Raw genomic sequence first — 12,610 nt, 5'->3', positions numbered from 1 at the left:
CTTTGTCTCATCCCAGGACGTTTGCCACGATGTCGTGCGTGAGCTCGTAGACGCCGGGCATCTTTGACTCGCGCGGGCCCGCAACGTTGAGCGTCAGGGCGTTTGCCCCCAGCGAACGGAGCCACGCCAGCGCCTCCGTCGCGGCCTCGCTTACGTTGGAGCCCTCCAGAACAAGCACCGGACGACCCATGCGCTCGGCGAAGATGGCGGTCATCTCCGTTCCGCTTCTGGGCTCGAGCCCACCGGGGGAGACGATGAGCGTTGCGTGGCTGTCGCGCACGTTCCACGCCGTCCGCTCGACGTAGCCTTGGCTGGGTCCTTCGCGGAGCTCGGGGTACAGGGCGAGAAGGCCTGGCGGCTTGGGCAGGTCCTCGGCAAGGCCCCCGGGCGGGCACCAGCCGCAGATGGGCACGTTATGCTCGCGCGCGGCATCAAGTCCGCCACGGTCCGCGCCGGTCTGCCCGCCGGACCGCACGAGCGCGATGAGCGGCAGGCGGTCGATGATGCCGGCCGCCTCCGACTGCTGGCGTGCGATGGTTCCGGCATCAGTGGGATCTGCGGCGAGTGAGGTTTCCCACTCCTGACGCGTGATGCTCTGTACGCGCTCCGTGTGGGTGGCGCCGAGGTGGTCGACGACTCCCTCGATGTGGTAGTGCGGGCGCAGTCCGGCCTTCTCCTGGACGCGGCGGCTGCCCTCGTTGCCCTCGAAGTAGCTCGCGCGCACGGCGGCGAGGTTCTCCACGAGGAAAGCGTAGCGCAGCACCTCTCGGACGGCCTCCGTCATGTAGCCGTGGCCCCACCAGGGACGGGCAATCCAGTAGCCAATCTCGGCCTCGTGTACGGGGAGGGGGTCTGCGGCATTTGCGGCCTGGTGGCGCAGGGCGATGGCGCCCACGGCCTCGTCCGCCAGCATTCCTTCTCGCTCACGCAGTGTGATTGCCCAGGAATCCGGTGCCATGAGAATGTCTTTTAGGACCGTCTTGCTCTCCTCGAGCGACGCGTGTGGGGCCCAGCCTGCCCGAAGACCAACCTCGGGGTCGCGCGCGTAGCGATAGACCGCCTCCGCGTCATCCAAGCGCCAGGGACGCATGACAAGGTGTGCCGTTGTGAGCGTGATGGGCCAGCGCATGGGTTCCTCCTGGGTTTGCGGTGCCGAATGGCCACCACCATAGCGCAGTTGACCCCAGCGGAGGGTGCCGGCCCGTCCGGAAGGTGCTGTTGAGAACAATTTGGACGTTTTAGTCCTTTGGAGCCAAGCAAAACGTCGATTTCCTTCTCAGCAACACAACGCTACTTGGCTTTGACCGCTACTGACCGCGTGACCGGCTGGGACCATTCCGTGAGGCAGGAAGGACCCGTCACTGGTGGACCGCCCCACCGTTTGCCGCCTCAACGCGACGGTCGCAGCACGTGAGGCAGACGGTCATGAGCGCCAGGAGCCCGGCTGCAACCACAGGTAGGAGAATCGGCGAGACCTTCTCAACAATAATGCCCATGAGCGGCGGAAACGCCATCGAGCCCACGTAGGCGCAGGCCATCTGCAGCCCCATGAGCGACTGCGCGTTCTGCGAGCCAAAGCGCACAGGCGTGAGCTGAATCATCTGCGGGTAGATGGGGGCGCAGCCCAGGCCGAGAAGTACGAGGCCCAGGCCGAGGCTCGCCTCTCCCGGTGAGACCATGAGCACGACAAGTCCAATGCCCATGATCGTCTCGCCTAGCCTGAGGAGCTGCTTGCCATCAAGGCGCAGGGTAAGCACGCCCGAGAGAAACCTCCCCACCGTTATGCCTGCATAGAAGAGGCTGGCGAGAAGGGCGGCCGCTTGTGCGGAAACGCCGTGCCCTAGCACAAGGAACGTCGAGGCCCACAGCCCGCATGCCGACTCGAGTGCGCAGTAGCAGAGAAACCCTGCCATTGCGAGCTTCACGCCGGGGAGGGCAAGAAGCTTGCGGCGCGTGGGGACGGTGTGCTTCCCGTCTTGGTCGGCCGCGTCGTTTTGGTCACGCCACAACGGGATGCTCAGGGTGATTGCCACCACGAGTGCCACTTGGAGAGCGCCTACGATGCGGTAACCTCCCGGCCAACCGGCGGAGCTGCCCATCTGCCACGACATGATCATGGGTCCGCCGGCGGCACCGAGTCCCCAGCAGCAGTGAAGCCAATTCATGTGGCGTGCGGCGTAGTGCGTTGCTACGTAGGCGTTAAGCGATGCGTCCACCGCTCCAGCACCCAGGCCATATGGAATAGCCCAAAGCGCGATCTGCCAGAACTCAGCTGAGGCTGAGAAGCCAAAGAGGGCTACCGCGGTGAGCGCCACCGAGAGCGCGGTGAGCTTGCCCGTCCCCAGCCGGCGCACGAGCTGCACGGTCAGCAGGCTCGAGACGATGGTCCCCAGGCAGATGATCATTGATATGACGCCCGCCAGCGAGACGTTGGCGCCAATGCTCACGTGCATGGTGGGCCAGGCTGCGCCAAGAAGACCGTCCGGTAGGCCTAGGCTCACAAAGGCCAGGTAGATGATGCCGAGAAGTGCGGTGGTCATATGATGTGGCTCCCGGATGCGTCGAGACCGCTGATGAGCCCATGCTAACGGCGAGCCGCCGGCTTCGCAAATCGGCAGTAGGGGCTGCGTTGCGCCGCGTGCGTGGTCCGTGGCGCCACAGCGAGGGTTTCCGCAAACCGCTCCACCACAACAAAGAGCCCCTCCGGCGCCGTGAGGCGTCGGAGGGGCAAGGGGCGAGGCAATCGCGGCACCCTGGGGTCGTAAGCGCCTACTCCAGCTCGAAAGCGCCCGTGTAGAGCTGGTAGTACGTGCCGTGCTTTGCGATGAGCTCGTCGTGCGTGCCGCGCTCGATGATGTGGCCGTGGTCAAGCACGATGATCACGTCGGAGTTGCGCACGGTTGAGAGCCTGTGCGCGATCACAAACGTGGTGCGTCCGTACATGAGGGCATCCATGCCACGCTGCACAATCTGTTCGGTGCGCGTGTCGATGGAAGACGTTGCCTCGTCCAGAATCATTACCGGCGGATCCGCAACTGCCGCGCGCGCAATGGAGAGGAGCTGACGCTGACCCTGCGAGAGCTGGGCCGCGTTGTCGGTGAGCATCGTGTCGTAGCCCTCCGGCAGGCGTCGGATGAAGCTGTCCGCGCCCGCGAGCTTTGCGGCGCCAATGCACTCCTCGTCGGTGGCATCCAGACGCCCGTACCGGATGTTGTCCATGACGGTGCCGGTAAAGAGGTTGGTGTCCTGAAGGACCATGCCAAGTGAGCGACGCAGGTCGTCCTTCTTGATCTTGTTGATGTTGATGCCGTCGTAGCGAATCTTGCCGTCGGCAATGTCATAGAAGCGGTTGAGAAGGTTGGTGATCGTCGTCTTGCCCGCGCCGGTCGCTCCGACAAACGCCACCTTCTGACCAGGCTTGGCGTAGAGCGAGATGCCATGGAGGACGGTGTGGTCGGGCGTGTAGCCAAAGTCCACGTCAAAGAGGCGCATGTCACCGGCAAGCGGTGTGTAGGTGACGGTGCCGTCGTGGTGGGGGTGCTTCCATGCCCAGCTCTCGGTGCGCTCGGGGCACTCCTCAAGCTCGCCTGCGGCGTTCTTGCGCACGTTGACCAGGGTGACGTAGCCCTCGTCCGTCTCGGGCTTCTCGTCGATGAGCGAGAAGATGCGCTCGGCGCCCGCAAGGCCCATAACCACGAAGTTAATCTGCTGGGAGACCTGGCCAATGGAGCCAGAGAAGCGCTTCGTGAGGTTGAGGAACGGCACCACGATGTCGATGGAGAGTGCGACGCCCGCGATGGAGGGGTTGTGCGTTCCCGCGGCGAGCATGGCGCAGCCAGCCAGTGCAACTACCACGTAGGAGAGGTTGCCCATGTTCATGAGGATGGGGCCAAGCGTGTTGCCATAGATGTTCGCTCGCTTGGAGGCATCGAAGAGCTCGTCGTTGACCTCGTCGAAGCCCTTCTCGGTGGCAGCCTCGTGCGTGAAGACCTTGATGACCTTCTGGCCGTTCATGGCTTCCTCGGCGAAGCCCTCCTCGGCAGCGAGCGCACACTGCTGGGCGAGGAAGAAGTGAGCCGAACGCCCACCCATTACACGGGTGATCACGACCATCAGGACGACCATCGCAAGTACCACGAGCGTCAGGGGCACCGAGTACCAGAGCATGATGACGAGAACCGAGATCATCGCCGTGAGCATGGTGATGAGGTTCGGCACGGCAACGCCAATGAGCTGGCGAAGGGTATCCACGTCGTTGGTGTAGTGCGACATGATGTCGCCGTGCTTGTGCGTGTCGAAGTAGCGGATGGGCAGGTCCTCCATGTGGTCGAACATCTGGTTGCGGACCTTCATGAGGGTGCCCTGGCAGATCACGGCCGTGAGCTGCGCCTGAGCGATGTTCGCGCCCAGGGCAACCACATAGCACCCAATGAGGCCCAAGACGATGTGCGTGATCTGGACCTGCGCCGCCCCCCAGTCTCCCGTGCCCACGAACTCCTGCACCACCGCGATTGCCTGCTGCATGAAGACAGAGGGCAGTGACGAGAGGATCGAGGCGGTGAGAATGCAGAGCACCTGCACGGTCACGTGAACGGGGTAGTAGTGGAAGGTGAGTGCCAGCGTGCGCCTGAGCGTCTCCCCGGGGTTTGCGGCGCCGTGGCCGCGGCCGGGGCCGTCGGTGCGCCTGGGCTCGGTTGCCTGCTCAGAAGGAGACTTCATTTCCTGGTCTTTCTCTTTACTCATTGTTCGCCTCCTTCTGGGGCTTGACGGCGCCCTTGGATATGGACTCCATGGCCTCGTCGTGCGACTGCTTGTTCTGCGTGGTGTACGTCTCGCGGTAGATGTCGTTGGTTCGCAGCAGCTCTTCGTGCGTGCCCACGGCGTCGATGTGCCCATCGCGCATGACCACGATGCGGTCAGCGTCCTCAACCGAGCTGGTGCGCTGGGCGATGATGACCTTGGTGGTCTCGGGGATGAAGCTCTTGAATCCCTCGCGGATGAGGCGGTCGGTCTTGGTGTCCACGGCGCTCGTGGAGTCGTCGAGAATCAGGATTTTGGGGTTCTTGAGCAGGGCGCGCGCAATGCAGAGACGCTGCTTCTGCCCGCCCGAGACGTTGGTGCCGCCCTGCTCGATGTAGGTGTTGTACTTCTTGGGGAACTGCTGGATGAACTCGTCTGCCTGTGCGAGCCTGCAGGCTTCGAGCATCTGCTCGTCGGTTGCGTTGGGGTTACCCCAGCGGAGGTTGTCCTTGATGGTGCCCGAGAAGAGGACGTTTCGCTGGAGTACGACCGCCACCTGGTTGCGGAGGGTATCGAGGTCGTAGTCGCGAACGTCTCGGCCACCAACGCGCACGGTCCCCCTGGTTGCGTCATAGAGGCGGCAGATGAGCTGCACGAGCGTCGACTTTGAGGAACCCGTGCCGCCAATGATGCCGATGACTTCACCGCTCTTGATGTGAAGGTCAATGTCATCGAGTGCCATGCGATCGGCCCTGGCAGAGTACTCAAAGCTCACGTGGTCGAAGTCGATGGAGCCGTCAGGGACTTCCATGACGGGGTTCTTGGGGTTCTTGAGGTCGGGCTCCTCGCGCAGGACCTGACAGATGCGTCGCGCAGACTCGTCTGCCATCGTGATCATCACGAAGACCATCGAGAGCATCATGAGGCTGATGAGCATCGAGAAGCCATACGTGATGAGGGCGGAGAGTTGCCCCACGCCCATGAGCTGGCCCTGGCTGGAAACGATTGCCTGGGACCCAAAGAAGATGACGAAGGTGTAGATGACGTCGATGGCCAGAGTCATGAGGGGCTGGTTCCATGCCAGGATGCGCTCGACGTGAACAAAGTCGTGGTAGAGCGTGCCGGACGCCTCGTTGAACTTTTCCTTCTCGTGGTCCTCTCGGACGTAGGACTTCACCACGCGAATGCCCTGGACGTTCTCTTCCACAGAGTCATTCAGACGGTCGTACTTTCTGAAGATGCGGCGGAAGATGGGCATCACGGTGAGCGCGATCTTGAAGATGCCCCAGCCGAGGACAAAGGCAACGATCACGTAGATAACGGCCATGGGGCCGCCCGAGACGAACGCCATCACGATGGAGAAGATCGCCATGAGCGGACAGCGGATCGCCATGCGGATGATCATCATGTACGCCTGCTGGACGTTGGTGACGTCGGTCGTGAGTCGGGTCACGAGCGAGCTCGTGGAGAACCGGTCAATGTTGGAGAACGAGAACCCCTGGATCTTGTGGAACACGTCGTGCCTGAGGTTCTTGGCAAGGCCAGTGGCCGCAATCGAGCAGGTGACGCCGGCTGCGGTTCCAAAGGCGAGCGAGGCGAGCGCCATGATGATGAGAATTGCCGCGTGCCCGGCGATTGCGGAGACGCCGCCCCCAAGTGCGAGGGTATCGATGAGCTGTGCTGTCACGAATGGGATTGCGCACTCAAGCACAACCTCCCCGGTGACGAGAAACGGCGTCGCCCAGGCGGGCTTGCCAAACTCCCTCAGCGACCCAGCAAGCGTCGAGATGATCTCCTTGAGCCCGTACTGGGGAAGCGAGGATTGCTCGCCTGCATTCAATGTTTTTTTCAGCTTCTTGCGTATGCTCACTTTTCCACCGCCCTGTCTTTCTCCTCGATGTCCTGCCAATGCTCCATGAGGCGGTCGAGCATGCCTAGGAGCTGGCCCTTCTCGTCCTCGGTGAGCACCGAGAGCGCCTCCGCCTCGAACTTTGCGTGCTTCTCGGCACATACCTTAGCCTCGGCCTGTCCGTTCTCAGTCAAGGTGACGTCAAGCTGGCGCTTGTCGCTCTCGGAACGCGTGCGGGTGATGAGGCCCTCGGACTCGAGTTTGGCGAGAACCTCGGAGACTGCGGCAGAGCTTATGGGCACGGTGTCCTGAAGCTCTCTCTGGCTTATGGTGCCGCCCTCGCGCAGGATGCGCTCGAGCATGCGCTGCTTGCCGCTGCGCCCTCCGGCGTGGAGGTGCAGGAAGTGCCCAAAGTAGCCCAGGTCCCTCATAATACGAGACTCCGCCGAGGCAGAGAGCTCCTTGGGCGGCCGGCACCTCCCGGGTTGCTGTGTTTCAGACGTAGCGATCTCTCCCTTATCTCTTACCACTTGATGTTGACGAGAGAAGATTAGGTACCTAACAAAAAAGTGTCAAGGTACTTAGCAAATTACCATATCTGGTAGACACAATCGCTCCGAACCGGTGCCAACCAAGGTGCCCTTACACAAATGCAGTACCGTCTACCTGCAGCGATACTGTGGCATTACAAATGCTCACACCAAATGTAAGGCAAATGTAATGTGCGGTCAGGGTGTCGTAATGCATTGCCAACGAGGCAGGGGAGAGCCAGACCAACCCATAGCATGCAAGTTGACAAGGCCCGCCGGGGGAATGGGACGGCGCGGTCACACACTCTGGAAGGAGAAACATGTCCGATAGTCTCTCTCGCCGTTCTTTCCTCTCGCTTGCAGGCGGCACTGCGGTTGTCCTCGCCGGCCTGGGCCTCGTTGGCTGCGGCGGGTCCAGCAGCTCCGACACGAGCTCCGACTCCACAGCCAAGGCCCTTTCCGGCACCGTGAACTGCTCCGGCGCCACCTCGTTCCAGCCGCTGGTTGAGGCCGCCGCCAAGAAGTTCGAGGACGAGAACCCCGACGTGACCATCGCCATCACCGGTGGCGGCTCTGGCCAGGGCCTTTCCGACGTCCGCGACGGCAAGGCGCAGATCGGCCGCTCCGACGTCTTTGCCGAGGAGAAGCTCGATGCCTCCGACGCCAAGGCTCTTACCGACAACACCGTGTGCGTGGTTGGCATGGGCCCCATCGTGAACTCCAACGTCGACGTTGACGACCTCACCACCGACCAGCTCAAGGGCATCTTCACCGGCAAGATCACCGACTGGTCCGAGGTCGGCGGCACCGCTGGCAAGATTCAGGTCATCGAGCGCAAGGCTGGCTCCGGCACCCGTGCCACCTTCGAGGCCGCCGTCCTCGGTGGCGAGTCCGCTCCCGCCGACTTTGCCCCCGTTGCCGAGGAGGACTCCTCGGGCACCGTTGTCGAGAAGATCCAGCAGACCGAGGGTGCCATCTCCTACCTGGCCTTCTCCTACTTCGACGACACCAAGTTCAAGGCCCTGAAGGTCGACGGCGTCGAGGCCAGGGCAGAGAACGTCTGCAACGGCTCCTTCAAGATCTGGGCGTACGAGCACATGTACACCAAGGACGCCGACGAGGTCACCCAGGCCTTCATCGACTACATGATGTCCGACGAGGTCCAGGGCAGCATGGTCGAGGAGCAAGGCTTCATCCCCGCCAACGACATGAAGGTCAAGAAGGACGCGTCGGGCACCATCACCAACGCGTAACTTCCGAGCAAAACCGTGGGGGCGTCCGTGTTTGGGTGCGGATGCCCCTTGTCTGTACAGGTAGAAAGGCTACTCATGGCTAAACGCCTCATGCCGAAGAAGCAGCTCGAGGGGGTGGGACTCACCCTCACCGGCGCGTGCGTGCTCCTTGTCGCTCTCGTCGTTATCACGCTCATCTTCATGGTCGCCCAGCAGGGCCTATCCGCCTTCTTTGTGGACGGCATCAACTTCTTCTCGTTCATCTCGGGCACCAGCTGGGTCCCCTCCGATGGCGTCTATGGAGCGCTCCCGCTGATCGTGACTTCCTTTGGCGTCATGCTCCTGGCAACGCTCTTCACGCTGCCCATCGCACTCGGTAGTGCCATCTTTGTCGTCGAGGTCCAGCCCGGGTTTGGCCGCCGCGTCTTCCAGCCGCTGGTCGAGCTCCTGATGGGCATCCCCTCGGTTGTCTACGGCCTCATCGGCCTTACGGTGGTCAACGCGGCGATGCGTGCAATCTTTGGCGATGCGGCGGGAACCGGCGCGGGCATCCTCTCCGGCGGCATCGTACTGGCCGTGATGATTCTCCCCACGGTTACCACGCTCTCCATCGATGGCCTTGCCGCCGTCCCCAACGAGTACCGCGAGGGCTCCTACGCCCTTGGATGCACCCGTTGGCAGACGGTCTGGCACGTGGTGCTCAGGAGCGCCATGCCCTCCCTCATGACTGCCGTCATCCTCGGCATGACGCGTGCGTTTGGCGAGGCGCTTGCCGTCCAGATGGTCATCGGCGGCGTCGAGAAGGTCATGCCCGCCGGTCTCCTTTCTCCTGCGGCAACGCTCACCACGGCTCTCACCTCGGGCTTCTCGAACGCAACCACGGGCTCCATCCAGTACCACGCCCTCTGGGCGCTGGGCCTCTTGCTGATGGCCATGTCGCTTGTCTTCATCCTGATCATCCACGTCATTGGCGCAAAGGGGGCGAAGAACCGTGACTAGCGAGACTACCGCAAAGCAGGTCGGCAACGACCTTGGCGTCGACCTTGACGATCACGTCAAGAGGATTGGTAGGCAGGACCGCGTGGCAACGGGCATCCTTACCGTCATCGTTGCCTTCGTCCTTCTCCTCCTTGCCTCCATCGTGGCGTTTATTCTCATCAGGGGCCTGGGCAAGGCATTGACGCCGGGCTTCCTCACCACGTCTCCTTTGGCAGATGAGAACCCGGGCATCTCATCGGAGATTTTCGACTCGTTCTACATGCTCATCATCACGCTGCTTATCAGCGTGCCCATCTCGCTCGGTGCGGCCATATTCCTCGTGGAGTATGCGCCTGACAACTGGGTGACCAAGGCTGCGAGCACGGCAATCGAGACCCTCTCGAGCCTTCCCTCCATTGTCGTGGGCATGTTCGGCTCGCTCTTCTTTGTGGTTACGCTTGGCTGGGGTATCTCGATCATCGCGGGTGCCATGGCTCTCACCATGTTTAACATCCCCATCCTCGTCCGCGTGATCCAGCAGGCGCTGCAGGACGTCCCGCGCTCGCAGCGCGACGCCGCACTTGCCATGGGGCTCACCCGCTGGGAGACCACGCGCCACGTGCTGCTTCCGGCAGCCATGCCCGCCATTGTCACGGGCATCGTGATTTCCGCCGGCCGCGTGTTCGGCGAGGCAGCTGCCCTGATCTTCACGTCCGGCTCCGCCGCCGTGAACATCAACTTCGCAAGCGTCAACCTCTCGAGTCCGCGTAACCCCTGGAACATCTTCAGGCCTGCCGAGACCCTGGCCGTCCACATCTGGAAGCTCAAGATGGAGCCCACCCCCGGCAACGACGAGATTGTGTGGGGCACCGCAGCAGTTCTTATCATCTGCGTGTTGCTCTTCAACATCCTCGCCCGAGTCCTGGGCAAGACGCTTGCCAAGAAGATGACGAGCGAATGATGGAGGACGAGACGATGACACCCACTGCGGGCGAGTGCAGCACCCTCCTCTACACCAAGGACGTGACGGTCAAGTACGACTACATGCACGAGGCCCTGCATCCCACGTCGCTCTCCTTTGACGCCGGTACGGTCACAGCACTCATTGGGCCCTCGGGATGCGGCAAGTCCACGTACCTGCGCTGCCTGAACCTCATGAACCGAGAGATTCCCCGCTGCGTGGTCGAGGGCGAGATCCACTACCACGACCATGATGTGAACACGCCCGACGAGAACCTCTTTGAGCTGCGCAAGTCCATCGGAATGGTGTTCCAGCAGCCCACGCCGTTTAGGAAGTCCATCCGCGAGAACATCCTCTTTGCCCCCAAGCGTCACGGTCGCATCAAGAACCGTGCAGAGGCGGACGAGCTCGTGGAGACGTCGCTCCGCCAGGCTGCCCTCTGGGACGAGGTAAAGGACAAGCTCAACCAGAGCGGTTTTGGCCTCTCCGGCGGCCAGCAGCAGCGCCTGTGCATTGCGCGCACGCTTGCCATGAAGCCCGATGTAGTCCTCTTCGACGAGCCCTGCTCGGCGCTTGACCCCATCTCCACCTACTCCATCGAGGAGACCATCAGGTCCATCGCCTCGACGGGCATCTGCTGCATCATCGTGACGCACAACATGGAGCAGGCCACGCGCGTCTCCGACCGAACCGCCTTCTTCTACGTGGGCAACATGGTCGAGACGGGGACGACCAAGCAGATCTTCTCGGCGCCCAATGACCAGCGGCTTGCCGACTACCTGTCCGGACGCTTTGGTTAATGGAGCTGATGATGGAGAAAGAGTTCACGCAAACGCAGCACAGGAGCGTGGCGGACGTGTCCCCCGTCATCTCCGTGAAGCACTTCAACCTCTGGTACACGGACTTCCAGGCGCTCAAGGACATCTCGCTGGACATCCCCGAGCACCGTGCCACGGCCTTCATTGGCCCCTCGGGCTGTGGCAAGTCGACCCTTCTGCGCACCTTCAACCGCATGTGCGACTTTGTCGAGGGCGTGCGCGCCGAGGGGGTTGTGGAGTTCAAGGGCCAGGACATCTTCAAGACCGACGCCAACGCCCTTCGTGTGCACGTTGGCATGGTGTTCCAGCACCCCAACCCGTTCCCCATGAGCATTCGCGAGAACATCCTTTACGGTCCGGCGCGTATGAAGCGCCTCTCCCGCGACGAGGGTGACCAGATCGTGGAGCGCTGCCTCACCAGGGCGGCGCTCTGGGACGAGGTCAAGGACAAGCTCAATCAGAGCGGCCTTGGCCTCTCGGGCGGCCAGCAGCAGCGCCTGTGCATCGCGCGCGCCCTGGCAACGAGCCCGGACGTCCTGCTCATGGACGAGCCCACAAGCGCCCTCGACCCCATCTCAACTTCGATGGTGGAGGAGCTCATGGTGGAGCTCTCCCGTGACCACACCGTGGTTGTCGTGACGCATAATATGCAGCAGGCGACGCGCGTGGCGGACAAGACCGCCTTCTTCTACCTGGGCCAGCTCATCGAGGAGGCCCCTACGGCAGAGCTCTTCTCCAACCCGCGCGAGACCCGTACGCAAGAATACCTCTCAGGGAGGTTCAGCTAATGACCATCCAGACCCGCACCAAGCTCACCGCTCAGCTGAAGGACATCGAGGACCTGCTCGTTCGCTTCAAGGACAAGTGCGCGGCCGACATCCGCGCCACCGGCCTCGCCACCACCGGCGACAAGGGTGCCCAGGAGGGCTTGGCCCGAGGGCGCAAGGCAGAGGACCGTCTGCGCTCCTCGATCGAGTCCTCCTGCCTCGACGTGCTGCTCCTCCAGCAGCCGCTCATCGGCGATGACATGCGCTTTGTCACCGGCTCCTTCAGGATTGTCTCGGACCTCTCGCACATCGATGGTATGACGCGCGACGCCAGCTTCCTGGTGTCAGAGGTTCCCGAGAAGGCTACGTCCAAGTTCACCAGCGAGTTCACCCAGATGGCCGATGCCACGGCAAAGATGGTCGAGAAGGCCATCGACGCCTTCTGCAACTCCGACGTTTCCGCGGCTCAGGAGGTCATTCAGGACGACGCAGCCGTTAACCTCATCTATGGCGACGTGACGGACAAGCTCGTGGTGCAGATTCGCGAGGGTAAGTCCTCTGCCCGCTACCTCCCCGAGGTCCTTATGGTGGCCAAGTACTTCGAGCGTATTGGTGACCTTGCCAAGCGCATTGCCTCCTGGGCCATCTTCCGCGTGACTGGCGAGCATGTGACCGAGAAGGGCGTCGATCCCATCCCGACCGACGACTAGGCTCTTAGTTTGACAGCGCAAGAGA

At 62.4% G+C, this 12,610-nt stretch carries 11 protein-coding genes; 6 read left to right on the top strand and 5 right to left on the bottom strand.

What is annotated here, in order from left to right; all coding sequences use genetic code 11:
* Nucleotides 1–7: 7 nt before the first annotated feature.
* From AUL39_RS06155 to AUL39_RS06135, 5 genes are all read right to left on the bottom strand, one after another.
* Complete coding sequence (locus AUL39_RS06155) at nucleotides 8–1,129, bottom strand: GNAT family N-acetyltransferase (RefSeq protein ID WP_059054701.1); 1,122 nt, start codon at nucleotides 1,127–1,129, stop codon at nucleotides 8–10.
* A gap of 229 nt (nucleotides 1,130–1,358) precedes the next feature.
* On the bottom strand, nucleotides 1,359–2,540 hold the full coding sequence (locus tag AUL39_RS06150) for an MFS transporter (RefSeq protein WP_059054700.1): 1,182 nt from the start codon (nucleotides 2,538–2,540) through the stop codon (nucleotides 1,359–1,361).
* 229 nt (nucleotides 2,541–2,769) lie between these two features.
* Nucleotides 2,770–4,743 carry an ABC transporter ATP-binding protein gene (locus AUL39_RS06145; protein ID WP_082667279.1) on the bottom strand — a complete coding sequence of 658 codons (1,974 nt, stop codon included), beginning with the start codon at nucleotides 4,741–4,743 and terminating at the stop codon, nucleotides 2,770–2,772.
* Nucleotides 4,736–6,532 carry an ABC transporter ATP-binding protein gene (locus AUL39_RS06140; protein ID WP_059054907.1) on the bottom strand — a complete coding sequence of 599 codons (1,797 nt, stop codon included), beginning with the start codon at nucleotides 6,530–6,532 and terminating at the stop codon, nucleotides 4,736–4,738. The genes AUL39_RS06145 and AUL39_RS06140 overlap by 8 nt, the downstream gene beginning before the upstream one ends.
* Nucleotides 6,533–6,606: 74 nt before the next feature.
* The gene (locus tag AUL39_RS06135; protein WP_082667278.1) at nucleotides 6,607–7,020 is read right to left on the bottom strand and encodes a MarR family winged helix-turn-helix transcriptional regulator; all 414 of its coding nucleotides are present in this window, start codon (nucleotides 7,018–7,020) and stop codon (nucleotides 6,607–6,609) included.
* Between the two features lie 419 nt (nucleotides 7,021–7,439).
* Between AUL39_RS06135 and AUL39_RS06130 the strand changes: the two genes are divergently transcribed.
* From AUL39_RS06130 to AUL39_RS06105, 6 genes are all read left to right on the top strand, one after another.
* Entirely contained in the window at nucleotides 7,440–8,372 is a 933-nt protein-coding gene (locus tag AUL39_RS06130) for a phosphate ABC transporter substrate-binding protein (RefSeq protein WP_059054698.1), read from the top strand.
* A gap of 75 nt (nucleotides 8,373–8,447) precedes the next feature.
* On the top strand, nucleotides 8,448–9,350 hold the full coding sequence (gene pstC, locus AUL39_RS06125) for a phosphate ABC transporter permease subunit PstC (protein ID WP_059054697.1): 903 nt from the start codon (nucleotides 8,448–8,450) through the stop codon (nucleotides 9,348–9,350).
* Nucleotides 9,343–10,290, top strand: coding sequence for a phosphate ABC transporter permease PstA (pstA, locus tag AUL39_RS06120; RefSeq protein ID WP_082667277.1), 948 nt, complete (start codon nucleotides 9,343–9,345; stop codon nucleotides 10,288–10,290). The genes pstC and pstA overlap by 8 nt, the downstream gene beginning before the upstream one ends.
* Nucleotides 10,287–11,090 carry a phosphate ABC transporter ATP-binding protein gene (locus tag AUL39_RS06115; protein WP_059054696.1) on the top strand — a complete coding sequence of 268 codons (804 nt, stop codon included), beginning with the start codon at nucleotides 10,287–10,289 and terminating at the stop codon, nucleotides 11,088–11,090. Before pstA ends, AUL39_RS06115 begins: the two co-directional genes overlap by 4 nt.
* A gap of 8 nt (nucleotides 11,091–11,098) precedes the next feature.
* Entirely contained in the window at nucleotides 11,099–11,896 is a 798-nt protein-coding gene (gene pstB, locus AUL39_RS06110; RefSeq protein ID WP_268873226.1) for a phosphate ABC transporter ATP-binding protein PstB, read from the top strand.
* A complete protein-coding gene (locus AUL39_RS06105; protein ID WP_059054694.1) occupies nucleotides 11,896–12,585 on the top strand; it encodes a phosphate signaling complex PhoU family protein in 690 nt (229 codons plus the stop codon). Before pstB ends, AUL39_RS06105 begins: the two co-directional genes overlap by 1 nt.
* Nucleotides 12,586–12,610: the final 25 nt, after the last annotated feature.

Source organism: Tractidigestivibacter scatoligenes, from assembly GCF_001494635.1.
Taxonomy (GTDB): domain Bacteria; phylum Actinomycetota; class Coriobacteriia; order Coriobacteriales; family Atopobiaceae; genus Tractidigestivibacter; species Tractidigestivibacter scatoligenes.
This window is presented reverse-complemented; position numbering and strand designations above follow the sequence as displayed.